33 protein-coding genes are annotated in these 23859 nt (G+C 39.9%); 1 reads left to right on the top strand and 32 read right to left on the bottom strand.

Annotation, left to right across the window (positions count from 1 at the left end):
• Window positions 1–3 precede the first annotated feature (3 nt).
• The 30 genes from rpsK to rpsL form a co-directional block, all read right to left on the bottom strand.
• Window positions 4–393: a 30S ribosomal protein S11 gene (gene rpsK, locus ICI50_RS01820; RefSeq protein WP_054640131.1), complete on the bottom strand. Its 390-nt coding sequence runs from the start codon at window positions 391–393 to the stop codon at window positions 4–6.
• A 24-nt stretch (window positions 394–417) separates the two neighbouring features.
• Window positions 418–768 (bottom strand): 30S ribosomal protein S13, encoded by a 351-nt coding sequence (gene rpsM, locus ICI50_RS01815; protein ID WP_013853516.1) that lies wholly within the window; start codon window positions 766–768, stop codon window positions 418–420.
• 26 nt (window positions 769–794) lie between these two features.
• Entirely contained in the window at window positions 795–911 is a 117-nt protein-coding gene (gene rpmJ / locus ICI50_RS01810; protein WP_005721621.1) for a 50S ribosomal protein L36, read from the bottom strand.
• Between the two features lie 16 nt (window positions 912–927).
• Entirely contained in the window at window positions 928–1149 is a 222-nt protein-coding gene (infA, locus tag ICI50_RS01805) for a translation initiation factor IF-1 (protein ID WP_013853515.1), read from the bottom strand.
• A gap of 72 nt (window positions 1150–1221) precedes the next feature.
• Window positions 1222–1878, bottom strand: a complete 657-nt coding sequence (locus tag ICI50_RS01800) for an adenylate kinase (protein ID WP_013853514.1) — start codon at window positions 1876–1878, stop codon at window positions 1222–1224.
• 10 nt (window positions 1879–1888) lie between these two features.
• Complete coding sequence (gene secY, locus ICI50_RS01795) at window positions 1889–3184, bottom strand: preprotein translocase subunit SecY (RefSeq protein WP_013853513.1); 1296 nt, start codon at window positions 3182–3184, stop codon at window positions 1889–1891.
• Complete coding sequence (gene rplO, locus ICI50_RS01790) at window positions 3184–3624, bottom strand: 50S ribosomal protein L15 (protein WP_013853512.1); 441 nt, start codon at window positions 3622–3624, stop codon at window positions 3184–3186. Before rplO ends, secY begins: the two co-directional genes overlap by 1 nt.
• Window positions 3625–3647: 23 nt before the next feature.
• Window positions 3648–3833, bottom strand: coding sequence for a 50S ribosomal protein L30 (rpmD, locus tag ICI50_RS01785; protein ID WP_013853511.1), 186 nt, complete (start codon window positions 3831–3833; stop codon window positions 3648–3650).
• 16 nt (window positions 3834–3849) lie between these two features.
• The gene (rpsE, locus tag ICI50_RS01780; RefSeq protein ID WP_013853510.1) at window positions 3850–4356 is read right to left on the bottom strand and encodes a 30S ribosomal protein S5; all 507 of its coding nucleotides are present in this window, start codon (window positions 4354–4356) and stop codon (window positions 3850–3852) included.
• A 16-nt stretch (window positions 4357–4372) separates the two neighbouring features.
• On the bottom strand, window positions 4373–4735 hold the full coding sequence (gene rplR / locus ICI50_RS01775) for a 50S ribosomal protein L18 (RefSeq protein WP_013853509.1): 363 nt from the start codon (window positions 4733–4735) through the stop codon (window positions 4373–4375).
• Window positions 4736–4761: 26 nt separating this feature from the next.
• The gene (gene rplF / locus ICI50_RS01770; protein ID WP_056940893.1) at window positions 4762–5292 is read right to left on the bottom strand and encodes a 50S ribosomal protein L6; all 531 of its coding nucleotides are present in this window, start codon (window positions 5290–5292) and stop codon (window positions 4762–4764) included.
• A gap of 24 nt (window positions 5293–5316) precedes the next feature.
• Entirely contained in the window at window positions 5317–5715 is a 399-nt protein-coding gene (gene rpsH, locus ICI50_RS01765) for a 30S ribosomal protein S8 (protein ID WP_054640134.1), read from the bottom strand.
• A gap of 30 nt (window positions 5716–5745) precedes the next feature.
• Window positions 5746–5931 (bottom strand): type Z 30S ribosomal protein S14, encoded by a 186-nt coding sequence (locus tag ICI50_RS01760; protein WP_003549037.1) that lies wholly within the window; start codon window positions 5929–5931, stop codon window positions 5746–5748.
• Between the two features lie 12 nt (window positions 5932–5943).
• The gene (gene rplE / locus ICI50_RS01755) at window positions 5944–6486 is read right to left on the bottom strand and encodes a 50S ribosomal protein L5 (protein ID WP_054640135.1); all 543 of its coding nucleotides are present in this window, start codon (window positions 6484–6486) and stop codon (window positions 5944–5946) included.
• 14 nt (window positions 6487–6500) lie between these two features.
• On the bottom strand, window positions 6501–6734 hold the full coding sequence (gene rplX / locus ICI50_RS01750) for a 50S ribosomal protein L24 (RefSeq protein WP_013853505.1): 234 nt from the start codon (window positions 6732–6734) through the stop codon (window positions 6501–6503).
• A 19-nt stretch (window positions 6735–6753) separates the two neighbouring features.
• Complete coding sequence (gene rplN, locus ICI50_RS01745; protein ID WP_013853504.1) at window positions 6754–7122, bottom strand: 50S ribosomal protein L14; 369 nt, start codon at window positions 7120–7122, stop codon at window positions 6754–6756.
• 31 nt (window positions 7123–7153) lie between these two features.
• Complete coding sequence (rpsQ, locus tag ICI50_RS01740) at window positions 7154–7420, bottom strand: 30S ribosomal protein S17 (protein WP_013853503.1); 267 nt, start codon at window positions 7418–7420, stop codon at window positions 7154–7156.
• An 18-nt stretch (window positions 7421–7438) separates the two neighbouring features.
• Window positions 7439–7636: a 50S ribosomal protein L29 gene (gene rpmC, locus ICI50_RS01735; RefSeq protein WP_003549032.1), complete on the bottom strand. Its 198-nt coding sequence runs from the start codon at window positions 7634–7636 to the stop codon at window positions 7439–7441.
• Window positions 7626–8066, bottom strand: coding sequence for a 50S ribosomal protein L16 (gene rplP, locus ICI50_RS01730; RefSeq protein ID WP_013853502.1), 441 nt, complete (start codon window positions 8064–8066; stop codon window positions 7626–7628). Before rplP ends, rpmC begins: the two co-directional genes overlap by 11 nt.
• The gene (gene rpsC, locus ICI50_RS01725; RefSeq protein WP_013853501.1) at window positions 8066–8740 is read right to left on the bottom strand and encodes a 30S ribosomal protein S3; all 675 of its coding nucleotides are present in this window, start codon (window positions 8738–8740) and stop codon (window positions 8066–8068) included. Before rpsC ends, rplP begins: the two co-directional genes overlap by 1 nt.
• 13 nt (window positions 8741–8753) lie before the next feature.
• Window positions 8754–9107 carry a 50S ribosomal protein L22 gene (rplV, locus tag ICI50_RS01720; RefSeq protein ID WP_013853500.1) on the bottom strand — a complete coding sequence of 118 codons (354 nt, stop codon included), beginning with the start codon at window positions 9105–9107 and terminating at the stop codon, window positions 8754–8756.
• A gap of 19 nt (window positions 9108–9126) precedes the next feature.
• Entirely contained in the window at window positions 9127–9414 is a 288-nt protein-coding gene (gene rpsS / locus ICI50_RS01715; RefSeq protein WP_013855340.1) for a 30S ribosomal protein S19, read from the bottom strand.
• An 18-nt stretch (window positions 9415–9432) separates the two neighbouring features.
• A complete protein-coding gene (gene rplB, locus ICI50_RS01710) occupies window positions 9433–10269 on the bottom strand; it encodes a 50S ribosomal protein L2 (protein ID WP_013855339.1) in 837 nt (278 codons plus the stop codon).
• 15 nt (window positions 10270–10284) lie between these two features.
• Window positions 10285–10590, bottom strand: coding sequence for a 50S ribosomal protein L23 (rplW, locus tag ICI50_RS01705; protein ID WP_013855338.1), 306 nt, complete (start codon window positions 10588–10590; stop codon window positions 10285–10287).
• Window positions 10590–11207: a 50S ribosomal protein L4 gene (gene rplD / locus ICI50_RS01700; RefSeq protein WP_013855337.1), complete on the bottom strand. Its 618-nt coding sequence runs from the start codon at window positions 11205–11207 to the stop codon at window positions 10590–10592. Before rplD ends, rplW begins: the two co-directional genes overlap by 1 nt.
• Window positions 11208–11221: 14 nt before the next feature.
• Window positions 11222–11860 (bottom strand): 50S ribosomal protein L3, encoded by a 639-nt coding sequence (gene rplC, locus ICI50_RS01695; RefSeq protein ID WP_013855336.1) that lies wholly within the window; start codon window positions 11858–11860, stop codon window positions 11222–11224.
• Window positions 11861–11883: 23 nt separating this feature from the next.
• Complete coding sequence (gene rpsJ, locus ICI50_RS01690; protein WP_003549023.1) at window positions 11884–12192, bottom strand: 30S ribosomal protein S10; 309 nt, start codon at window positions 12190–12192, stop codon at window positions 11884–11886.
• Between the two features lie 300 nt (window positions 12193–12492).
• Window positions 12493–14586 (bottom strand): elongation factor G, encoded by a 2094-nt coding sequence (fusA, locus tag ICI50_RS01685; protein WP_188891838.1) that lies wholly within the window; start codon window positions 14584–14586, stop codon window positions 12493–12495.
• 33 nt (window positions 14587–14619) lie between these two features.
• Window positions 14620–15090 (bottom strand): 30S ribosomal protein S7, encoded by a 471-nt coding sequence (gene rpsG, locus ICI50_RS01680; RefSeq protein WP_013855334.1) that lies wholly within the window; start codon window positions 15088–15090, stop codon window positions 14620–14622.
• Window positions 15091–15105: 15 nt separating this feature from the next.
• Window positions 15106–15513: a 30S ribosomal protein S12 gene (gene rpsL, locus ICI50_RS01675; RefSeq protein WP_007126796.1), complete on the bottom strand. Its 408-nt coding sequence runs from the start codon at window positions 15511–15513 to the stop codon at window positions 15106–15108.
• A 182-nt stretch (window positions 15514–15695) separates the two neighbouring features.
• Between rpsL and ICI50_RS01670 the strand changes: the two genes are divergently transcribed.
• Window positions 15696–16376 (top strand): prepilin peptidase, encoded by a 681-nt coding sequence (locus ICI50_RS01670; RefSeq protein WP_013855333.1) that lies wholly within the window; start codon window positions 15696–15698, stop codon window positions 16374–16376.
• A 54-nt stretch (window positions 16377–16430) separates the two neighbouring features.
• Here ICI50_RS01670 and rpoC read toward each other — a convergent pair whose 3' ends face one another.
• On the bottom strand, window positions 16431–20090 hold the full coding sequence (gene rpoC, locus ICI50_RS01665; RefSeq protein WP_188891836.1) for a DNA-directed RNA polymerase subunit beta': 3660 nt from the start codon (window positions 20088–20090) through the stop codon (window positions 16431–16433).
• A 15-nt stretch (window positions 20091–20105) separates the two neighbouring features.
• The gene (rpoB, locus tag ICI50_RS01660; protein ID WP_188891834.1) at window positions 20106–23747 is read right to left on the bottom strand and encodes a DNA-directed RNA polymerase subunit beta; all 3642 of its coding nucleotides are present in this window, start codon (window positions 23745–23747) and stop codon (window positions 20106–20108) included.
• Window positions 23748–23859: the final 112 nt, after the last annotated feature.

The following is a 23859-nucleotide window of genomic DNA, read 5'->3' as shown; positions in this document are numbered from 1 at the left end:
ATATTAAACACGACGACGTTTTGGTGGTCTGGAACCATTGTGGGGAACTGGCGTAACGTCACGAATTGCAGTAATTTCAAGACCAGTTGCTTGAAGTGATCTAATAGCAGATTCACGACCAGTACCAGGCCCTTTAACAGAAACTTCTACATGCTTCATACCTTGGTCCATTGCACTCTTAGCCGCTGCCTCAGCTGCCATTTGAGCTGCAAATGGAGTAGACTTACGACTACCCTTAAAGCCCAATGCACCAGCTGAAGACCAAGCAACTGCATTACCTTGAACGTCAGTAATCATGACTAAAGTATTATTAAACGTTGAGTGAATGTGAGCCACACCGCTTTCAACATGCTTCTTCACACGACGCTTACGTGCTGTTTTCTTTGCAGGCATCAATAAACCTCCTTATAAATAAAATTAACGGTTTCTCTTAGTACCCTTGCGAGTACGCGCATTATTCTTGGTATTTTGACCACGAACTGGAAGTCCACGGCGGTGACGAATACCACGATAAGAACCAATATCAACTAAGCGCTTAATGTTCATGCTTACTTCACGACGTAAGTCACCTTCAACACGGTACTTGTCAACTTCAGCACGAAGTTTTTCTTGATCTTCAGGAGTTAAATCCTTTGAGCGAACATCTTCTGATACACCAGAATCTGCGCAGATCTTCTTAGCAGTTGCATCACCAATACCGTAAATGTATGTTAATGCAACAACAATTCTCTTGTCTCTTGGTAAGTCAACACCAGCAATACGAGCCATAACCTACACCTCCTCTTATTCTACTATTAACCTTGACGTTGCTTGTGCTTAGGATTTGCAGAGCAAATCACCATAACACGGCCATGTCTTTTAATAACTTTACAATGTTCACACATTGGTTTAACAGATGGTCTAACCTTCATGTTTCCCTCCGTTATATTACTTTATAAACCGATACGTAATTCTACCTTTAGTCAAATCATATGGAGACAATTCAACAGTTACACGATCTCCAGGCAAAATACGAATGTAGTGCATCCTAATCTTGCCGGAAACATGAGCTAAAATAGTAGCTCCATTTTTCAATTCGACTTTAAACATAGCATTAGGTAAGGTATCTACTACCTTACCCTTTACTTCAATGACATCATCTTTTGCCAAAGTTGTTCCTCCGCAATTAAACAGTCATACTTTGAAATTATAACACGGATAAAAAATTATACAAATTTTTCTTTATTGATTATTACTCAATACCGCATCAATATCTTCAAAGACTTTTTCTGGAGCTTGTTCACCATTAATTACAGTAAGCAAACCTTTCTTTTGATAAAAGTCTTTCAAAGGTGTATTCATCTTTTCATTAACTTCAAGACGATTCTTAACTACTTCTGGCTTATCATCTTCACGTTGGTAAAACTCGTGACTACCACAACGATCACAAGTACCTTCAACTTTAGGTTTCTTAGAAATCTTGTTGTAAGTTGCGCCACATTTTTTACACATATAACGAGCTGATAAACGCTTGATCAAAGTATCTTCATCAACTTCAAGCGCAATGACATTTGTTAAAGGCTTCTTTAAACGCTTAGTAATTCCTTCCAAGAGTTCTGCTTGCACGGTAGTTCTTGGAAAACCATCTAAGATAAAACCTTCTTTAATATCAGGTTGACTTAAACGTTCTTCAACCAATTTAGCAGTAACTTCGTCAGGTACTAAATTACCTTTATCAATGTAGCTTTTAGCTTCAAGACCAACTTTAGTCTTATTAGCCATTGCTTCCCTAAACATATCTCCAGTTGAAATATGAGTTAAGTGATATTTATCGACGATTCTCTCTGATGCTGTACCTTTACCAGCACCCGGTAAACCTAAAAGAATTAAGTTAATCATTTATCCGTTCCTATCTGATGAATCCAACATATTCTCTTTTCATTAACAAGCCGTTAATCTGACGAGATAACTCAAGAACAACCCCAATTACAATTAAAAGGCTTGTTCCGCCTAAACCAATGGAACTTGGAAGATTCCAAAAGTTAGTGGCCAATTGAGGTAATAAAGCAACTAAACCTAAGAATATTGAACCTACCGTTGATAATTTAATCAACATTTTGGAAACATAATCCTGTGTATCTTTGCCCGGCCAAACGCTAGGAATATAAGCACCCTGTTTTTGTAAGTTTTCTGCTAGCTTCTCAGGGTTAACCTGTACGAAAGCATAGAAGAAAGTAAATAAGATAATTAAAAGAGTGTAGATAATAACACCAGGAGTAGTTTGTAAGCTAAAAATTTGGTTCATTACCTTAAACCATTGCTGATCGCCTTGGGTTCTTTGAAAGGCCATTAAAATTGTTGCCGGTGTAACAATAAAAGAACTGGCAAAAATAACTGGAATAACTCCAGATACATTAACCTTTAATGGTAGAAAACTTTCAGAACCACTAATCGTCGCTCTTCTAGTATATTGAATTGGAATACGACGATCAGCTTGTTCAACCCACGTAACCAATTGGGTTACGATTAAGATTGCAACTATAACCGCGATGAAGAACAAAATACCTTGCCAACGATCACTGGCACTATTATTAATAATTTCCTCTTTGTAGATTTGATATAAACCACTAGGTAATCTAGCAATAATCCCGGCAAAAATAATTACCGAAACACCATTACCTAATCCTTTATCAGTAATTTCATCACCCAACCATGTTAACAACATAGTCCCGGCAGTCATGATAATAGCAATTTCTACATAGGTTTGTGGTGTTTGATTCTTAACCAAACCCATTTGAGTCAAAGCGTTGAAACCTAATGTAATACCAATACTTTGGACAAAGGCAACAACTAAAGTCAAATACCTTGTCACTTGATTAGTTTTACGTCGTCCAACTTCACCCTGTTTTCCCCATTCAACTAATGTTGGTACAATGTCCATCTGTAACAGCTGAATAACAATTTGTGCCGTAATATACGGGGAAACACCTAGAGAAAATATTGAATAGTTATCTAGTCCACCACCAGATACAGTATCCAGCATTGGAACTAAACCAGTTTGAGCAACCTGTGTGATCGCCTTCACATTAATACCAGGAACGGTAATATTAGCGCCGATCCGGTATAGCAAAAGAATAAAGAGCGTGAAATAAATTTTATTTCTAATTTCTTTATCCTTAAAGGCGTTCTTCAAGGTCGAAAACATTAGATCACCTCAACAGTTCCGCCAGCGGCTTCAACTGCTTTCTTAGCAGCTGCGGAAACTTTATTAACTTTTACAGTTAACTTAACCTTTAATTCACCGTTGCCAAGTAACTTAACACCTGATAATTCTTTCTTTACCAAGCCATTTCCCTTAAGAGTTGCAACAGTTACTTCACTGCCGTCTTCGAACTTATTTAAGTCATCTAAATTTACGATTGCGTATTCTTTACGGTTTATATTCTTAAAACCACGTTTTGGCATAGTTCTGAATAATGGCATTTGACCACCTTCAAAACCTAAACGGGTATGACCGCCTTGACGAGCTAATTGACCCTTTTGACCACGGCCAGAAGTCTTACCGTAACCACTTGAAGTACCACGACCAACACGTTTTCTAGCGCGACGTGAGCCTTCAGCAGAATGTAATTCATGAAGCTTCATTAATTTGGCACCTCCTTGATATCTTATTTAGTAATCTCTTCAACAGAGATTAAGTGAGCAATTTTCAATAATGCACCACGAGTAGCAGCGTTGTCTGGAAGAACAACAGTACTATCTACTCTACCCAAACCAAGAGCTTTAACAATTTTTCTTTGTTCAGGTAGACGGTGAGCAGCACTTCTAATTAAAGTAATCTTTAAATCAGTCATCTATGATCTCCCTAATCTAAGCTCTTTCAGGTTGACGAAGTTTTTCAACTTCTTCGCTAGTTCTAAGCTTCTTCAAACCATCAATAGTTGCACGAACAACATTGATTGGAGTATTAGAACCAAGTGATTTTGAAGTTACGTCTGAAATACCAGCCATATCCATAACGATACGTACGGCACCACCAGCAGCAACACCAGAACCAGCTTCGGCAGGCTTCAATAAAATATTACCTGAACCGTAGTGACCAATAACTTCATGAGGAATAGTAGTACCAACTTTAGGCACGTTGATCATTTTCTTCTTACCGTCTTCTACAGCCTTACGGATTGCTTCTGGGACTTCTTGAGCTTTACCAGTACCAAAACCTACACGGCCTTTCTTGTCGCCAACAACAACAAGAGCAGCAAATCTCATGCGACGGCCACCTTTAACAACCTTGGTAATACGGTTGATAGCGACTAATTGATCTTCGATATCGTCTTTATTTCTGCGATTATTACGAGAATCATTGCGGTTTGCCATGTGTTAATCTCCTTTCCTAGAATTCTAATCCGTTTTCACGAGCAGCATCAGCTAATGCTTGAATACGGCCGTGGTATAAATAACCACTTCTATCAAATAATACAACAGTAGAAATGTTCTTAGCCTTTGCAGCTTCAGCAATAGCCTTACCTACAGCAGTAGCTTGTTCTACCTTAGTTGCATCTTCTGATATATTTTCATCCAAACTTGAGGCGCTTGCAAGCGTAACACCCGCTACGTCATCAATTAATTGAGCGTAGATGTTTTCATTTGAACGAAAAATGCTTAAGCGTGGGCGCTCAGCAGTACCAGAAATCTTGCCACGAATACGTCTGTGGCGCTTTAAGCGTAACTTGTTTTTATCTGGTTTAGAAATCACAATTTCACCTCAAAAATAACTAACTATTACTTACCAGTCTTACCTTCCTTACGACGTACGTATTCATCAACATAACGAATACCTTTACCTTTATAAGGTTCAGGTGAACGTACGGCGCGGATTTCAGCTGCAAATTGACCAACATCTTGTTTTGAAACACCTGCAACTTCAACATCAGTTGCAGATGTAGTCTTTACAGAAACACCTTCTGGTGCGGTCAATACAACTGGATGAGAATATCCAACGTTCAAAGTAATCTTGTTGCCTTGTGCTTGTGCACGATAACCAACACCAATTAACTTCAAATCTTTCTTGTAGCCATCAACTACGCCTTCGATCATTGAAGCCAAATTAGCTCTTTCAGTTCCGTGAAGTGCTTTATCATTTTCACTTGAACGTGAGAAGTTAATCTTGCCATCTTTTTGTTCAAAAGTAATCTTTGGATCGAAGTATCTAGTTAATTCACCCTTAGGGCCCTTAACAGTAATGTTGTTGCCTTCCTTGGTAACAGTAACACTGTCAGGGACTTCAATAGTCTTTAAACCGATTCGGCTCATTGATTGTTCTCCTTTCTGTCAGTATTACCAAATGTAGGCAATTACTTCGCCGCCAACGTTCTTTTGTCTTGCTTCTTTGTCAGTAATAACACCGGAAGAAGTAGAAACGATGGCAATACCTAAACCATTGAGAACTTTAGGTAAGTCTTCAGCGCTTACGTAATTTCTAAGACCTGGCTTAGAAATACGCTTCAAACCTGAAATGACACGTTCTCCATTTGGACCATATTTCAAGAATACCTTGATAACGCCTTGCTTGTTGTCATCTGCAACTTCGTAATCACGGATGAAACCTTCACGCTTCAAAATTTCCGAAATAGACTTTTTAATGTTTGATGCAGGAATTTCAACTGAATCGTGTTTTGCCATGTTGGCATTTCTGATTCTAGTCAAGTAATCTGCGATTGGATCTGTCATGACCATTTAAGCTATCCTCCTAACCGTATCCTAATCCTACCAACTAGCCTTTTTAAGACCAGGGATTTGACCCTTGTGTGCTAATTCTTTTAAGCAAATACGGCATAAACCGAATTTACGGTATACAGAGTGTGGACGACCACATCTCTCACAACGCGTATATTCGCGTGAAGAGAACTTAGCAGGACGACGATTTCTGATTTTTTGTGATGTTTTAGCCATTAATGTCCTCCACTATCTTGCAAACGGCATACCAAATTGACTTAAAAGCTCACGAGCTTCTTCATCAGAATTGGCAGTAGTTACGATAACAATGTCTAACCCTCTAGTACGGTTAACCTTATCAAAATCGATTTCTGGGAAAATCAATTGTTCCTTAACACCTAAAGTGTAATTACCACGTCCATCAAATGAACGAGTGGATACACCACGGAAGTCACGAACACGTGGAAGTGAAACATTGATTAATTTGTACAAGAATTCATACATTCTATCACCTCTAAGTGTTACCTTAGCACCGATAGACATACCTTCACGTAAACGGAAGTTAGCAATTGACTTCTTAGCCTTGGTGATTAATGGCTTTTGACCAGAAATCAAAGTTAATTCCTCAACAGCTTCATCCAAGTTCTTGGCATTAGAAACAGCGTCACCAACACCCATGTTTAAAACAATCTTGTCGATCTTAGGAATTTGCATAGATGAAGTATAATTAAACTTGTCTGCCAATGCAGGAGCTACTTTTTCTTTGTATTCTTTAGCTAAATAACTTGCCATGTGTGTCCTCCCTCCTACTTATCTTCTTTTTTACTAATAACCTTAACGTTTGATGCATGAATTGAACCTTCTGATTCAACTACACCACCATTAGCGTTAGTTTGTGAAGGCTTTTGGTGCTTCTTGATCTTGTTAACGCCCTTAACAACTACGCGGTTCTTTTTAACGTTAACAGAAAGAACAGTACCTTCTTTACCTTTATCTTTTCCGGCAATAACTTTTACTTTGTCACCAATTTTAACGAACATCAGTGCACCTCACTATCAATTATAAGACTTCAGGAGCAAGAGAGACGATCTTCATAAAGTCTTGCTCACGTAACTCACGTGCAACTGGCCCAAAGATACGAGTACCACGTGGGCTCTTATCTGCATTGATAATTACGCCAGCATTTTCGTCGAACTTGATGTATGAACCATCTTCACGACGTGCACCTGATTTTGTTCTAACAATTACAGCTTTTACAACGTCGCCCTTTTTGACAACGCCACCTGGTGTTGCTTGCTTAACAGTACATACCACGATGTCACCAATGTTACCAGTTTTACGCTTAGATCCACCTAAAACTCTAATAACTAAAAGTTCTCTGGCACCAGAGTTATCAGCAACTTTTAAACGGGATTCGTTTTGAATCACTGTGTAATCCTCCCCTCACTAAATCCGCAAATTAAACAGATTTCTTAACAATCTTTACTAAACGGAAGCGTTTCTTACGAGATAATGGACGGGTTTCCATGATACGTACAGTATCGCCAACTTTAGCTTCGTTATTTTCGTCTTGTGCGTAGTACTTCTTTGAGTATCTAAAACGCTTGTTGTAAACAGGGTGGTTCTTGTAAGTATCAACAACAACTACAATAGTCTTGTCCATTTTATCAGAAACCACACGACCTTGATATACGTGACGACGATTTCTTTCGTTTGTTTCGCTCAAGTTAATAGCTCCCTTCCACTAATTGTTTTCTAACGCTTTTTCGCTCAGAATAGTCTTAATTCTGGCGATATTCTTGCGGACTTTGCTCAAACGAGCGGTATTTTCTAATTGACCCGTTGCTTGTTGGAAACGCAAATTAAAGAGTTCTTCTTTGTATTGCTTTTCTTTTTCTAACATTTCATCAGTGGTTAATGCTCTGATATCTTTAGCCTTCATTAGATTCGCCACCTACTTCCGAACTTTTAGTTACAAACTTAGTCTTGATTGGCAACTTAGTTGAAGCAAGTCTTAAAGCTTCACGAGCAACTTCTTCAGAAACGCCACCAATTTCAAATAAAATCTTTTCTCTCTTTACTACAGCTACCCAACCTGCAGGTGCACCTTTACCAGAACCCATACGTACACCTACACCTTTAGCAGTGTATGACTTTTGAGGGAAAATTCTAATCCAAACTTTACCGCCACGCTTCATGTAACGTGTCATAGCAACACGGGCTGCTTCAATTTGACGGTTAGTGATCCAGTGTGATTCAAGGGCTTCAAGACCGTATTCACCAAAGGCGATATACTTACCACCTTTAGCAGCACCACGCATCTTACCACGGAATTCACGACGGTGTTTTACTCGCTTTGGTACTAAAGGCATTATCTATTTCCTCCCTTCGCTGGCTTTGAAGCTGGCTTATTCTTACGAGTTGGTAAGATTTCGCCACGATTGATCCAAACTTGAACACCAATTTCACCATAAGTAGTGAAAGCATTTACCCAAGCGTAATCAATATCAGCTCTCAAAGTTTGTAATGGAACACGACCTTCTGTGTGCCATTCTCTTCTTGCCATGTCGGCACCGTTCAAACGACCTGAGGTTTGAACCTTGATACCCTTGGCACCAGCACGCATAGATCTTTGGGTAGCTTGACGCATAGCACGTCTGAAAGCAATACGAGCTTCAAGTTGACGAGCAATACCGTCTGCTACTAATTCAGCATCAAGATCTGGTTTCTTAATTTCAACAATATTAATGTGAACTTGCTTACCAGTTAAAGCGTTTAATTGTTTTCTTAAAGCTTCAACTTCAGAACCACCTTTACCAATTACCATACCTGGCTTAGCAGTATGAATTGAAATGTTAATTCTGTTAGCTGCACGTTCAATTTCAACAGTGGATACTGAAGATTCCTTCAATTTTTCTGAGATAAACTTTCTGATACGAAGGTCTTCGTTTAAAGTTTCTTTGTATCCTTTGTCAGCATACCATTTTGATTTCCAATCACGGATGACACCGAGACGAAAACCGTTTGGGTTAATCTTTTGACCCATTAATATACCTCCCTTAATCGTTCTTTTCTGAAACTACTACAACTACGTGACTGGTTCTCTTGTTAATTGGAGAAGCCATACCCTTAGCACGGGGACGGAATCTCTTTAAAGTTGCACCTTCGTTTACGTACGCTTCTGATACGTAAAGGTTAGCACTTTCAAGATCGTAGTTGTGTTCTGCGTTAGCAATAGCTGAACGTAAAACCTTTTCAACGATTGGGGAAGCAGCTCTAGGCGTAAATTCTAAGATTGCTAATGCTTCAGCAACGCTCTTGCCACGAATTAAGTCAACGACTAAACGAGCTTTTCTTGGAGCGATGCGAACAGTTCTTGATTCAGCCTTAGCTGAACTAATTTGTTCTGCCATTTAGATGTTTCTCCTTCCTCTAAGCTTGTGTTGTGGTGGCTTTATCTTCAGTGGATCTGTGTCCATGGAAAGTTCTCGTTGGAACAAATTCACCTAATTTATGACCAACCATGTCTTCAGTAATATATACTGGAACGTGTTTTCTACCATCGTAAACAGCTATAGTCAAACCAACAAAGGAAGGGAAAATAGTTGAACGACGTGACCAAGTCTTAATGACTTGCTTCTTATCTGCATCTGCTTGTGCATCAACCTTCTTTAATAATGATGCATCAGCAAAAGGACCTTTTTTAATACTACGGCTCATTAATTAACCCTCCTTCTATTACTTGCTACCCTTACGGTGACGAATGATTAACTTCTCGCTGGCCTTCTTGGTATTTCTAGTCTTAATACCACGTGCCTTCTTACCCCATGGAGTCATAGGTTGTGGACGACCAACTGGAGCCTTACCTTCACCACCACCATGTGGGTGATCGTTAGGGTTCATTACAGAACCACGTGATTGTGGACGCTTGCCCAACCAACGCTTACGACCAGCTTTACCTAATTGGATCAATGAATGTTGTTCATTACCAACAATACCAATAGTAGCACGACAAGTTGACAAAATCTTGCGAACTTCGCCACTTTGCAATCTTACTAAAGTGTAGTTACCATCATTACCCAAAATTTGAGCTGAAGCACCAGCACTTCTAACAAGTTGACCACCTTTGCCAGGTCTTAATTCAATGTTGTGAATTGAAGTACCTGCTGGGATGTTCTTTAACTCTAAAGCATTACCTGGCTTGATGTCTGCCATATCGCCTGATTCAACGATATCGCCAACCTTTAAGCCCTTAGGAGCTAAGATATATGCTTTAATACCATCAGTGTAGTGAAGCAAAGCAATGTTAGCAGTTCTGTTTGGATCATATTCGATAGCCTTTACAACTGCTTTAGCATTATCCTTGTTACGCTTAAAGTCGATGATACGGTATTTTTGTTTGTGACCACCACCACGGTGTCTTACAGTGATATGACCATATGAGTTACGACCTGCAGTGTGTGATTGTGATTCAAGCAAAGTCTTTTCAGGCTTAGTCTTGGTAATCTCAGCAAAGTCGGAAGAAGTCATATGACGACGACCATTCGTGGTTGGCTTGTAAATCTTAATAGCCAATTGACTGACCTCCTATTACTTGTTGTCTTCTTTATCTTCGTCTTGGAAAATCTTGATGTCGTTTGAATCGTTAGTTAAAGTAACGATAGCCTTTCTACGACGAGCAGTCTTACCGGTGTACCGGCCAACTCGTTTGTCCTTGCCGCGAACGTTCATAATGTTAACGCTCTTAACTTTAACATCGAAGATTTCTTCAACAGCGTTGCGAACTTGTGTCTTGGTTGCAGTTAAAAGCACGTCGAATGTGTACTTCTTATCATCCATTAAGTTCGTGGACTTTTCATTAATGACAGGTCTTAAAATGATATCGCGTGCGTTCATTAAGCCAAAACCTCCTCAATCTTCTTAACAGCCTCTTGAGTTAAGATTAACTTGTCGTAGTTAACAGCATCTTCAACATTCAAGCCATTAACTGGAACAGCCTTAACCTTAGCCAAGTTTCTTGCAGAAAGTTGTACATTGTTGTCATCTGAAACAACTAATACTTTACCATCTACATTTAAGCTACTTAACATTGATACTAAATCCTTGGTCTTAGAAGCTGACATAGTCAACTTATCTAAAACGATCAAGTCATTGTCAATCAACTTTTGGGAAAGAACTGACTTAATAGCCAAACGACGTTGCTTTCTTGGCATTGTGTATGCATATGAACGAGGAGTTGGGCCAAATACTGTACCACCACCACGCCATTGTGGAGCTCTGATAGAGCCTTGACGAGCACGACCAGTACCCTTTTGTCTCCAAGGCTTCTTACCACCGCCGCGAACAGCAGATCTATTCTTTACCTTTGAGGTACCTTGACGCTTACCGGCTCTTTGTCTAATGATTGCTTCAAAAACGACACTTTCGTTAGGTTCAATACCAAAAACTTTATCGTTCAAAGTAACTTCACCAGAGTCTTTACCGTTTTGATCCATAACTTTTAAATTAGCCATTCTAGTCCTCCTTCCTATTTATCAGCCTTAACAGCTTTAGAAGCAGTCTTAACAACGATCAATGAGTTTTTAGCACCTGGGACGTTACCCTTAATCATTAATACGTTCTTGTCTGCAACAACTTTTTCAATTACTAAGTTTTCAATGGTAACTTTCTTTACACCCATGTGACCTGGCAAATGTTTGCCCTTTGGTACACGGTTGATAATGGAACCCATTGAACCAGGAATTCTGTGGTATCTTGAACCGTGGGTTTCTGGTCCTCTTGATTGGCCCCAACGCTTAATGTTACCCTGGTATCCATGACCTCTTGAAGTACCAGTAACGTTTACAACGTCACCTTCCTTAAATGTATCCACAGTAACTTCTGAGCCGACTTCATAGTCCTTAAGCTCAACACCGCGGATTTCCCGAATGAAGCGCTTAGGCGAAGTCTTTGCTTTATCAGCATGACCTTTTTCTGGTTTGTTGCTCAAAACTTCACGCTTGTCTTGGTAACCCAATTGAACAGCTTCGTAACCATCTGATTCAACAGTCTTAACTTGCATAACAACGTTAGGAGTTGCTTCAACAACAGTTACAGGAACTAAGGCACCATCTTTAGTAAAGATTTGAGTCATACCAACTTTTCTTCCTAAGATTCCTTTGGTCATGATTACACCTCTTTCTATTTAAATTACAGTTTAATTTCGATGTCTACGCCACTTGGAAGATCAAGCTTCATTAATGAATCAACAGTCTTAGGTGTTGGATTCAAAATATCAATTAAACGCTTGTGAGTGCGCATTTCAAATTGTTCACGTGAGTCCTTGTTCTTGTGTGGTGAACGAAGAACAGTGAATAAAGTTCTTTCTGTTGGAAGAGGAACTGGGCCTGAAATTTCAGCACCAGTTCTCTTTGCAGTAGCTACGATCTTAGCAGCTGATTCATCGAGAATACCATGCTCGTAAGACTTAAGTCTAATACGAATTGTTTGACTTGCCATTAAATTACCTCCTTAACGTCTTCTTTAAAAGATGACTCGCTCGGCAAAAATTCCCCGCACGCCACTGTGGCAATGCAGCCTGGCGTGCCGCAACCTTTTGTGTCGACGCTTACAACAAATTAATAGCTTCAGGGCACAATCGTCCCTCAAGCACAAAGACTATTGTACTTTGTCTTTCCTTAAATATCAAGGTTTAAGGAGATTTTTTCAAAATTTATTTTCAAAAAAAGAGTCACCGGATTTTTCCGATAACTCTTTTTTATAGTGTAATTGCTTTCAATAAGCTAAAACAATTAAAAATTATTCAGCGTCTCCGCCACGTTTCTTAATGATTTCAGCTTGAATTGACTTAGGAGTTGGTGAGTAATGATCAAATACCATCGTAAATGTACCACGACCTTGAGTTGATGAACGCAAAGTAGTTGCATAACCAAACATTTCTGAAAGTGGAACAAATGAGTTAATGATCTTAGCACCGGCTCTGTCTTCCATACCTTCCATGGTACCACGACGAGCAGTGATTGAACCCATAACGTCACCTAAGTATTCTTCTGGGGTAGTTACTTGAACCTTCATAATTGGTTCCAAGATAACAGCACCAGCCTTAGAAGCAGCATTCTTTAAAGCAAATGATGCAGCAACCTTGAAGGCAGCTTCTGATGAGTCGACTTCGTGGTAACTACCATCGTAAAGCTTAGCCTTAACGTCGATCAATGGGTAACCTGCAAGAACACCATTCTTCATAGCTTCTTGCAAACCTTGATCAACTGAAGGAATGAATTCACGAGGAACAACACCACCGACAATAGCGTCTTCGAATTCGTAGCCTTTGCCTTCTTCGTTAGGAATAAAGTCAATCCAAACATCACCGTATTGACCTTTACCACCTGACTGACGGACAAACTTACCTTGTGCCTTAGCTTCCTTAGTAAAGGTTTCACGGTAGGCAACTTGTGGTTCACCAATCTTAGCATCAACGTTAAATTCACGTCTCATACGTTCAACCATGATGTCAAGGTGAAGCTCACCCATACCTGAAATCAAAGTTTGACCAGTTTCTGGGTTAGTTTCAGCTCTAAAGGTTGGGTCTTCTTCAGTAAGTTTTTGCAAAGCAACATCCATTTTATCACGATCAGCCTTTGACTTAGGTTCAACTGATACTTGGATAACTGGATCTGGGACTTTCAAACTTTCCAAAATAAGTGGACGCTTAGGATCAGTTAATGAATCACCAGTAGTGGTGTTCTTTAAACCAATGGCACCAGCAATATCGCCTGAGAATACTTCTGGGATTTCCTTACGTTCGTTGGCGTGCATTTGAAGTAAACGACCTACACGTTCACGTGAATTCTTTGATGCGTTCAATACGTATGAACCTGATTCAAGAGAACCAGTGTAGACACGGATGAAAGTCAAACGACCTACGAATGGATCAGTAGCAATCTTGAATGCCAAAGCAGCAAATGGTTCATCATCGTTAGCTCTAAGTTCAACTTCATCACCAGTCTTAGGATCATGAGCAACATAAGGCTTAACATCAAGTGGTGATGGTAAGTAGTCAATAACACCATCAAGCATCATTTGAACACCCTTGTTCTTGAATGCTGAACCAGCGTATACTGGGAAGAATTCCAAGTTAATAGTGGCTTTACGGATAGCTGCCTTTAATTCATCGTTAGAAATTTCTTCACCGCCAAGGTACTTCTCCATAATGCCGTCATCAACATCAGCAACGGCTTCAATCAATTCGCCACGACGCTTTTCGGCTTCAGCCTTGTATTGATCTGGAACCGGAACAGTATCCCACTTAGAACCAAGCTTGTCTTCATCATAGATGTCAGCAACCATGTTGATTAAGTCGATAACACCTTCAAAAGTATCAGCAGCACCAATAGGCATTTGAACGGCATGTGCATTAGCGTTTAAACGTTCATGCAATGACTTAACTGACTTATCAAAGTCAGCACCGATTTTATCCATCTTGTTAACAAAAACAATACGAGGAACACCGTATGCTTCAGCTTGACGCCATACGTTTTCAGTCTGTGGTTCAACACCGGCTTGAGCATCAAGAACAGTTACGGCACCATCAAGAACACGGAGTGAACGTTCTACTTCGATAGTGAAGTCAACGTGCCCTGGGGTGTCGATGATGTTAATTCTGTGATCTTTCCATTGTGCAGTAGTAGCTGCAGAAGTAATGGTAATACCACGTTCCTTTTCTTCATCCATCCAGTCCATTTGTGAATCACCTTCGTGAGTTTCACCAATTTTGTGGATCTTACCAGTGTAGTAAAGGATACGTTCAGTAGTGGTAGTCTTACCCGCATCGATGTGGGCCATGATACCAATGTTACGTGTCTTTTCTAATGGAAATTCACGCTTGTTAGCCATAAATTATTCTCTCCTTAAATTAAAACGAACGAATTAGAAGCGGTAGTGTGCGAATGCACGGTTAGCTTCAGCCATACGGTGAATATCTTCACGCTTCTTAACTGCTGAACCAGTGTTGTTTGAAGCATCAATAATTTCGTTAGCTAAGCGTTCATCCATAGTGTGTTCGTTACGTAAACGAGCGTATGAAACAAGCCATCTTAAACCTAAAGTAGTTCTTCTTTCAGGACGTACTTCAACTGGGATTTGGTAGTTTGAACCACCGATACGGCGAGCTCTAACTTCCAAAACTGGCATAACGTTGTTCATAGCTTCTTCAAATACATCAAGTGGTTCCTTACCAGTCTTGTCTTGAACAATGTTGAAAGCATCGTAAAGGATTGAAGATGCCTTAGCTTTCTTACCGTCAACCATTAAGTGATTGATTAACTTAGTAACAAGCTTTGAGTTGTAAACTGGATCTGCTAAAACGTCTCTCTTAGTTACGTGACCTTTTCTAGGCATTATTTAACTCCTCCTTTAATCTTTCTTAGTACCGTACTTAGAACGGCCTTGCTTTCTGCCGTCAACACCAGCAGTATCGAGGGCACCACGAACAATGTGGTAACGAACACCAGGAAGGTCCTTTACACGACCACCACGGATTAATACGACTGAGTGCTCTTGCAAGTTGTGGCCTTCACCTGGGATGTAGGCAGTAACTTCAATTAAGTTTGAAAGACGAACACGAGCATACTTACGTAAAGCTGAGTTAGGCTTCTTTGGAGTCATAGTACCAACACGAGTTGCAACACCACGCATTTGTGGAGCTGGGTTGAATACTGATTCCTTCTTCATACTATTGTAGCTGTAATTCAAAGCAGGTGACTTTGATTTAGTAACCTTTGAATGACGGCCTTTTCTTACCAATTGATTAATGGTTGGCATTAATTTTTCCTCCTAAAAATTACTATTTTGTTCACACATCCGGGAGTTTCTTTTTAGACTCACGAATAGACTGTTCAAAACATACAAACACTATTGTACTCGGATTTTATTAGAAATCAAACTTTTTTAAAATAAAAAGAAAAAATACAATTTTTTTGCGTAATAAATAATGAGGTGATTTTTTGTATTCATTTTATACTTTTACTAATTTTTTAATCGGATGTTGTTTAGCATCCCATGCTTGCGTATTTTATCAACGTTATACTACTCAAAATTTTATACTGACGCGCTCACGTTGTGATAACTGTCATTTTGAATTATCACTACTTGATGAATTACCACTTATTTCTTTTTTATTGCTAAAAGGCCGCTGCAAGTATTGCAAAACAAAAATTCCACCTGAACTATTTTTCTTCGAATTGCTCGGTGGTTTTGCTTTTTGTTTAATTGACTTTAGTAGTAAAGCGGGTCTTTTAACTGGAATTTTATTATTTTCATTATTTTTAGTAGCAATTGCTGATTATCAACAAAAAGAATTCGATTTGCCATTAATTTTCCCAGCATTTCTAGTAATTCTAATTGACAATCAAATCCCCTGTTTTCAATTAATTGACTGGCTTTCTCTCTTACTACTTATCTTAGTCTTTAGCTGGAATATTTTTAAGCAAAACATGGGAAGTGGTGATTTGCTTATCTACCTCATCATTGCATTATACTTCACGCCTTCAATTACTAATCTAGTTCTTCTTTTTGCTTCCATATTATTGATTCTGATTTATTTAATTGATACAAGGGCAACTAATTATCATTATCCGTTCATTCCTTATATTTTAATTGGACTCATAATTACACAATTTTTGTAAAAAGAAAAAGCGTTTCCGCTCATTTGCGAGTAGAAACGCTTTTCTTATATTATGCTATTTTTGTTTAGCTTTGTCTTTTTCCTTCATTTGCTTTTCAATATCGGCAATTGAGTAAACTGAATCTGGTTTCTTAACATCTGATTCAGGTTCCATATTGCGATATACAGGCATACCAGTACCAGCTGGAATAATCTTACCAATAATAACGTTTTCCTTAAGACCAAGAAGTGGGTCATTCTTGCCTCTAATTGAAGCATCAGTAAGAACACGCGTAGTTTCCTGGAATGAAGCAGCTGATAAGAAACTGTTAGTTTCCAAAGCAGCTTTAGTAATACCCAAGATAACACTTTGAGCAGTTGCTGGAATACCACCAGAAATGATAACTTCCTTGTTACGATCTCTGAATTGGCCAATATCCATAACCTCACCTGGCAGAATATCGGTTTCACCTGGGTCAAGGACACGAACCTTTTGCAACATTTGACGAGTCAATACTTCCACGTGTTTGTCGGCAATATCTACACCCTGCATTCTGTAGGCCTTTTGTACTTCAGCCAAGATGTATTCTTCAGTGGTCAAAGTATCAGTTACTTGGATCAATTCCTTAGGGTCAACAGAACCAAGAGTTAGCTTATCACCACGGTGAACGTAATCACCCTCAGCTACAGCAACTGAAGCAGTATATGGAACACTATAGCTTCTAGTATCAATCTTGCCCTTAACAGTAATTTCACGAGTATGTTCTGCTGGGTTTTCTTGAATTGAATCAATTACACCATCTACTTCAGAAATGGTTGCACGACCCTTAGGGTTACGTGCTTCGAACAATTCTTGAACACGAGGCAAACCTTGAGTAATATCTTCAGCACCGGCAACACCACCGTTGTGGAAAGTTCTCAAAGTAAGCTGAGTACCAGGTTCACCAATTGATTGTGCAGCAACAGTACCAACTGCTTCACCGACTTCAACTTCTTCACCAGTAGCCAAGTTCATACCATAACACTTACGACATACACCATGTGGAGTATCACAGGTAAGGATTGAACGAATCTTAACGTGGGTTACGCCAGCATCACAAATCTTGTGAGCCATCTTTTCGTCCATCATGACATCCTTGCCAACGATAGCCTCACCAGTTTCTGGATCCTTAACAGTTTCAGCGGTGAAACGACCAAGCAAACGATCAAATAATGGTTCGATCATTTCGTCGCCTTCCATGATGGCGCTAACTGTAATACCAAGGTCGGTACCACAATCATCATCACGAATAATGACATCCTGAGCAACATCAACCAAACGACGAGTCAAATAACCTGACTGAGCGGTCTTCAAAGCAGTATCAGTCATACCCTTACGAGCACCGTGAGTGGACATGAATAATTCTAGTACTGACAAGCCTTCCTTGAAGTTTGAGGTAACAGGAATTTCAAACAAACCGCCGTTAGGAGTAGCCATCAAACCACGCATACCAGCTAACTGAGTAAAGTTAGAAATGTTACCACGGGCACCTGAGTCGGCCATGATTGAAATTGGGTTACGTGGAGCGTGAATTTGAGCAATTTCATTTTGGATTTCATCCTTACATGCATTCCAAATGCTAATTACTCGATCGTGACGTTCTTGTTCAGTAATCAAACCACGTCTAAATTGCTTAGAAACAACGTCAACTTGCTTACGGGCTTTAGCTACCTTTTCATCTTTGTCTTGAATTTCAGGAACGTCAGTCATACCAATGGTAATACCTGAAGTAGTTGAACTAGTGTAACCTAACTTCTTTAAGTCATCAAGGTATTCTGAAGTTCTTTGAACCTTATAGTACTTACAGATAGTAGCAATAGAATCTGACAAGCAGCTACCCTTGAATGGAGTAGCGATTAAATCATCACCGATTTGATCAATCTTTTCGTGAATATCTTCGCCTTCACCCAAGAAGTACTTAGCAGCTAATGGGTTATTCAAGTTTTCTTCAGTTGGTTCGTTGATGTAGAAGTAGTCATCTGGGAACAATTGGTTGAACACAATCTTACCGTAAGTAGTAATGAAAATGCCGTGTTCATGTCCCTTAGGCCATGGCTTCTTAGGCATAGCATCTGCTGACATACCAATAATAGTATGGTAGTGAATATCGCCATTTGCATATGCTACAGCAGCTTCAGCTGGTGAACTGAAGATCATGCCTTCGCCTTCACGACCGCGTTCAGCTTGTGTTAACCAATAGTTACCTAAAACGATATCCTGTGATGGAGTAACGATAGGTTTACCATCCTTAGGAGCCAAAATATGGTGAGCAGCTAACATTAACAAACGTGATTCAGCAACAGCTTCGTCTGAAAGTGGAACGTGAATGGCCATCTGGTCACCATCGAAGTCGGCGTTGTAGGCTTCACAAGCTAATGGGTGAAGTCTGATTGACTTACCTGGTACCAAAATTGGTTCAAAAGCCTGAATACTCAAACGGTGAAGAGTAGGCGCACGGTTCAAAAGAACTGGACGTTCCTTGATTACGTCTTCAAGTACATCCCAAATATCATCGTCTTCACGATCAATCTTGCGCTTAGCATTCTTAATATTAGAAGCAATTCCACGCTTAACTAATTCGTGCATTACGAATGGCTTAAATAATTCCAAAGCCATTGGACGAGGAACACCACATTGATAGAACTTCAATTTTGGTGAAACATCGATAACTGAACGACCTGAGTAGTCAACACGCTTACCAAGTAAGTTTTGACGGAAACGACCTTGCTTACCTTTAAGCATGTGTGACAATGACTTAAGTGGACGGTTACCTGGTCCAACAACTGGACGGCCACGACGACCGTTATCGATCAAAGCATCAACAGCTTCTTGAAGCATACGTTTTTCGTTTTGAACGATGATGCTTGGAGCGTTTAAATCAAGCAATCTCTTTAAACGATTATTACGGTTAATAACTCGTCTGTACAAATCGTTTAAGTCAGAGGTAGCAAAACGACCACCTTCAAGTTGAACCATTGGACGAAGGTCTGGTGGAATAACTGGGACAGCATCCATGACCATCCATTCAGGCTTGTTGCCTGAGTTCTTAAATGCGTCCAAAATATCCAAACGTCTAATTGCACGAGTACGCTTTTGACCAGTTGCAGTTTGAAGTTCTTTCTTCAAATCCTTAACTTCTTTGTTAAGGTCAACCTTCTTAAGCAATTCACGAATAGCTTCGGCACCCATCTTAGCTTCAAAACGGTTGCCGTATTTAGCCTTTTGTTCACGATATTCTGCTTCAGTCAGTAATTGTTTAGGTTCAAGATCAGTATCACCTGGATCAATTACGATATATGCAGCAAAGTAGATAACTTCTTCAAGCAATCTTGGAGAAATATCCAAGACTAAACCCATACGTGATGGAATACCCTTAAAATACCAAATGTGAGTTACAGGAGCAGCCAATTCAATGTGACCCATCCGTTCTCTTCTTACCTTAGAAGAGGTAACTTCAACGCCACAACGGTCACAAACGATGCCACGATATCTAACACCCTTGTACTTACCACAAGCACATGACCAGTCTTTAGTTGGTCCAAAGATTCTTTCATCAAACAGACCATCTTTTTCAGGCTTTAAAGTACGATAGTTGATGGTTTCTGGCTTCTTAACTTCACCATATGACCAGCTTCTGATCTTGTTAGGTGATGCAAGACCAATTTGCATACTTTCAAATTTATTTACGTCGATCAAAAGTTTAACCTCCTACTATTTAGAAACTTTTCCGTCAGATTCATCTGCAGGAGCTACTGGCTTATCTGCAGTTTCTTTATCATCTTTTTTATCTTCTGATTTTCCAGTTTCTTCGGCTAACTTCTTCTTTTCTTGTTCTTCTGCCATGCGTGATAAAGAATCAATATTCAAGTGTTCATTTGAATCTTCATCCATATCACGAAGTTCAATTTCTTTATGGTTTATATCAAGAACACGAATATCCAAACCTAATGATTGAAGTTCATTAACAAGAACACGGAATGATTCTGGAACACCTGGCTTTGGAATTCTTTCGCCCTTAACAATAGCCTCGTATGCCTTTACACGACCAACAACGTCATCTGACTTGTAAGTTAAAATTTCTTGCAATGTGTAAGCAGCACCATAAGCTTCAAGAGCCCAAACTTCCATTTCACCAAAACGCTGACCACCAAACTGAGCTTTACCACCTAAAGGCTGTTGAGTAACCAATGAGTAAGGCCCAATTGAACGAGCATGGATCTTATCATCAACCATGTGAGTAAGTTTCAAGTAGTGCATAACACCAACTGATACACGGTTGTGGAATGGCTCACCGCTACGGCCATCGTAGATAACAGTTTTACCATCTTTATCTACGCCGGCTTGACGAACTGTGTCCCAAACATCATCTTCACTAGCACCATCAAATACTGGAGTTGCTACGTGAATACCCAATTGACGAGCAGCTGCACCTAAGTGCAATTCAAGAAGCTGTCCAATGTTCATACGTGATGGAACACCCATTGGGTTCAAACAAATATCTACTGGAGTACCATCTGGCAAGTATGGCATATCTTCTTCAGGAACAACGGCAGCAACCGTACCCTTGTTACCGTGACGACCAGACATCTTGTCCCCAACTTGAATCTTTCTCTTTTGCGCAATGTAGACACGAACCATGGTGTTGACACCTGGTGAAAGTTCATCGCCGGCTTCACGAGTATAAACCTTAACGTCTTGAACGATACCGCCACCACCGTGTGGTACACGAAGTGAAGTATCACGAACTTCACGAGCTTTTTCACCAAAGATAGCGTGAAGCAATCTTTCTTCAGCAGATAATTCGGTTACACCCTTAGGAGTTACCTTACCTACCAAAATATCACCGTCATGAACTTCGGCACCGATACGAACAACACCATCAGCGTCAAGGTCCTTCAAAGCATCATCACCAATGTTAGGAAGTTCACGGGTAATTTCTTCAGGACCAAGCTTGGTATCACGTGCTTCTGATTCGTAGTCTTCAATACTGATTGAGGTGTAAACGTCATCCTTAACCAGACGTTCTGAAAGCATGATGGCATCTTCGTAGTTGTACATGTTCCAAGTCATGAAAGCAATGAGTGGGTTTTGACCCAATGCAAGTTCACCATGATCCATAGTTGGACCATTGGCAATTATATCGCTTACGTCAACATGGTCACCTAATTTAACGTTAGGAGTTTGGTTGTATGACTTAGAGTTGTTTGAACGACGGTAATTTTCAAGTACGTACTTGTCTAAAGTACCATCTTCACGTCTGACACGGATTTCGTTAGCATCAACGTATTCAACAGTACCAGCAGCCTTAGCAATTAATGCAGCACCTGAATCGTGAGCAGCACGATATTCCATACCAGTACCAACAAGTGAGCCGTGTGGATTAATCAAAGGAGCAGCCTGACGTTGCTGGTTGGCACCCATCAAGGCACGGTTAGAGTCATCGTTTTCAAGGAATGGGATACATGCTGAAGCAACAGAAACAACCTGCTTAGGAATAACGTCCATGTAGTCAATCTTATCTGGAGTAACTTCGACGTTGTCTTCCTTTTGACGAGCTAAAATCAAATCACTCTTAAATGAACCATCATCGTTCAAAGGAGTGTTAGCACCGGCAATGATGTAGTTATCTTCTTCGTCAGCAGTCAAGTAGTCGATCTTATCGGTAACCTTGTGGGTCTTCCAAGATACACGACGGTATGGAGTTTCGATGAAACCATACTTGTTAATGATTGCGTATGAAGCAAGAGAGCTGATCAAACCAATGTTAGGACCTTCTGGCGTTTCAATAGGACATAAACGACCGTAGTGAGTATAGTGAACGTCACGAACTTCATATCCGGCACGGTCACGAGTCAAACCACCAGGCCCTAAGGCTGACATACGACGCTTGTGAGTCAATTCACCCAATGAGTTGTGTTGGTCCATGAACTGTGAAAGTTGTGAGGAACCGAAGAATTCCTTGATACTTGCAACAATTGGACGAATGTTGATCAATTGTTGTGGAGTAACAGTTGATGGATCTTGGATTGACATTCTTTCGCGAACAACACGTTCCATTCTTGCCAAACCAATTCTGAATTGGTTTTGAAGAAGTTCACCAACACGACGAATACGACGGTTACCTAAGTGGTCGATATCATCAGTAGTACCGATGCTGTCTTGCAAAGCAAAGAAGTAATTGATTGAAGCTAAAACATCAGCTGGAGTTAAATGCTTAACATCTGCGGCAATATGACCGTTAGACATTAACTTAACTTCACGTTCAGGATCAACCTTTGAGTAGACCTTAATTTCTTGAACTGTAATAGGATCTGGTAATACGCCTTCCTTTGAAGGTTGGTAAGTTACCATCTTGAAGTCATCGCGATCAAGGTATGGAGCCAATTTATCCATTACTTCGTGAGTAACTACAGTGTCCTTCTTAGCGATGATTTCACCAGTGTCAGGATCTGCTAAAGTTTCTGCTAAAGTTTGACCGTATAAACGGTTCTTAAGTGATAGCTTCTTATTGATCTTGTAACGACCAACAGGAGCTAAATCATAACGACGTGGGTCAAAGAATCTAGCATATAAAAGTGAACGTGATGAATCAGTCGTCTTTGGTTCACCTGGACGAAGTCTTTCATAAATATCCTTTAAAGCTTCAGCGACACGTGAGTCTGCTGGGTTCTTATGAACATCTTTGTCCAAAGTAAATTGCAAGGTATCGGTTTGACCAAACATGTCAAGGATGTCACTGTCAGAACCAATTCCCATAGCTCTAATCAATACAGTAAGTGGCAACTTACGAGTACGGTCAATACGAACGTAAGATACATTCTTAGCATCAGTTTCGTATTCAAGCCAAGCACCACGGTTAGGAATAACTGTAGTACCAAAGATTTGACGACCATTCTTGTCATAATCGCCAGTGTAATATACACCTGGAGATCTTACCAATTGTGAAACGATAACTCTTTCGGCACCGTTAACAATAAATGAACCTGATTCGGTCATTAATGGCAAATCGCCAAAGAATACATCCTGGGTCTTAATTTCACCAGTTTCTTGGTTAGTCAACTTCAAAGTAACGTGCATTGGTGCGGCATAAGTTGCATCATGATTACGAGCTTCATCAACGGTGTACTTTGGCTTTTGCAATTTATAGCCAACGTATTCTAATGAAAGCTTACCTGAGAAGTCACTGATTGGCATAATGTCGTCGAAGACTTCTTTAATGCCTTTATCAAGAAACCACTTATATGATTCGGTTTGTACATCGGTTAAGTTAGGTAACTTCAATACTTCCTTAATGCGGGAGAAGCTACGTCTGGTACGATGTTTACCGTAGTTCACTACGTGTCCATTTAACAAGGAAAAACATCCTTTCTGTCTAAGAAAGCAAATATTACATTTCTGTTACAAATTCAAAAAACTGCAATTTTAGGCATAAAAAAGACAAAAACAACGAATTGTCGTTTTTGCC

Source organism: Lactobacillus kefiranofaciens (genome assembly GCF_014656585.1).
Classification (GTDB): Bacteria; Bacillota; Bacilli; order Lactobacillales; family Lactobacillaceae; genus Lactobacillus; species Lactobacillus kefiranofaciens.
This window is presented reverse-complemented; position numbering and strand designations above follow the sequence as displayed.

Bases quoted from the DNA above. Each gene is read 5' to 3' on its own strand.
- rpsK (WP_054640131.1), bottom strand. From the start codon at position 393: ATGCCTGCAAAGAAAACAGCACGTAAGCGTCGTGTGAAGAAGCATGTT.
- rpsM (WP_013853516.1), bottom strand. From the start codon at position 768: ATGGCTCGTATTGCTGGTGTTGACTTACCAAGAGACAAGAGAATTGTT.
- rpmJ (WP_005721621.1), bottom strand. From the start codon at position 911: ATGAAGGTTAGACCATCTGTTAAACCAATGTGTGAACATTGTAAAGTT.
- ICI50_RS01800 (WP_013853514.1), bottom strand. From the start codon at position 1,878: ATGATTAACTTAATTCTTTTAGGTTTACCGGGTGCTGGTAAAGGTACA.
- secY (WP_013853513.1), bottom strand. From the start codon at position 3,184: ATGTTTTCGACCTTGAAGAACGCCTTTAAGGATAAAGAAATTAGAAAT.
- rplO (WP_013853512.1), bottom strand. From the start codon at position 3,624: ATGAAGCTTCATGAATTACATTCTGCTGAAGGCTCACGTCGCGCTAGA.
- rpmD (WP_013853511.1), bottom strand. From the start codon at position 3,833: ATGACTGATTTAAAGATTACTTTAATTAGAAGTGCTGCTCACCGTCTA.
- rpsE (WP_013853510.1), bottom strand. From the start codon at position 4,356: ATGGCAAACCGCAATGATTCTCGTAATAATCGCAGAAATAAAGACGAT.
- rplF (WP_056940893.1), bottom strand. From the start codon at position 5,292: ATGAGCCGAATCGGTTTAAAGACTATTGAAGTCCCTGACAGTGTTACT.
- rpsH (WP_054640134.1), bottom strand. From the start codon at position 5,715: ATGGTCATGACAGATCCAATCGCAGATTACTTGACTAGAATCAGAAAT.
- ICI50_RS01760 (WP_003549037.1), bottom strand. From the start codon at position 5,931: ATGGCTAAAACATCACAAAAAATCAGAAATCGTCGTCCTGCTAAGTTC.
- rplE (WP_054640135.1), bottom strand. From the start codon at position 6,486: ATGGCAAGTTATTTAGCTAAAGAATACAAAGAAAAAGTAGCTCCTGCA.
- rplX (WP_013853505.1), bottom strand. From the start codon at position 6,734: ATGTTCGTTAAAATTGGTGACAAAGTAAAAGTTATTGCCGGAAAAGAT.
- rpmC (WP_003549032.1), bottom strand. From the start codon at position 7,636: ATGAAGGCTAAAGATATCAGAGCATTAACCACTGATGAAATGTTAGAA.
- rplP (WP_013853502.1), bottom strand. From the start codon at position 8,066: ATGCCTTTAGTACCAAAGCGAGTAAAACACCGTCGTGAATTCCGTGGT.
- rpsC (WP_013853501.1), bottom strand. From the start codon at position 8,740: ATGGGTCAAAAGATTAACCCAAACGGTTTTCGTCTCGGTGTCATCCGT.
- rplV (WP_013853500.1), bottom strand. From the start codon at position 9,107: ATGGCAGAACAAATTAGTTCAGCTAAGGCTGAATCAAGAACTGTTCGC.
- rpsS (WP_013855340.1), bottom strand. From the start codon at position 9,414: ATGAGCCGTAGTATTAAAAAAGGTCCTTTTGCTGATGCATCATTATTA.
- rplW (WP_013855338.1), bottom strand. From the start codon at position 10,590: ATGAACGCACGCGATATCATTTTAAGACCTGTCATTAATGAAAAGTCC.
- rplD (WP_013855337.1), bottom strand. From the start codon at position 11,207: ATGGCTAATTTAAAAGTTATGGATCAAAACGGTAAAGACTCTGGTGAA.
- rplC (WP_013855336.1), bottom strand. From the start codon at position 11,860: ATGACCAAAGGAATCTTAGGAAGAAAAGTTGGTATGACTCAAATCTTT.
- rpsJ (WP_003549023.1), bottom strand. From the start codon at position 12,192: ATGGCAAGTCAAACAATTCGTATTAGACTTAAGTCTTACGAGCATGGT.
- fusA (WP_188891838.1), bottom strand. From the start codon at position 14,586: ATGGCTAACAAGCGTGAATTTCCATTAGAAAAGACACGTAACATTGGT.
- rpsG (WP_013855334.1), bottom strand. From the start codon at position 15,090: ATGCCTAGAAAAGGTCACGTAACTAAGAGAGACGTTTTAGCAGATCCA.
- rpsL (WP_007126796.1), bottom strand. From the start codon at position 15,513: ATGCCAACCATTAATCAATTGGTAAGAAAAGGCCGTCATTCAAAGGTT.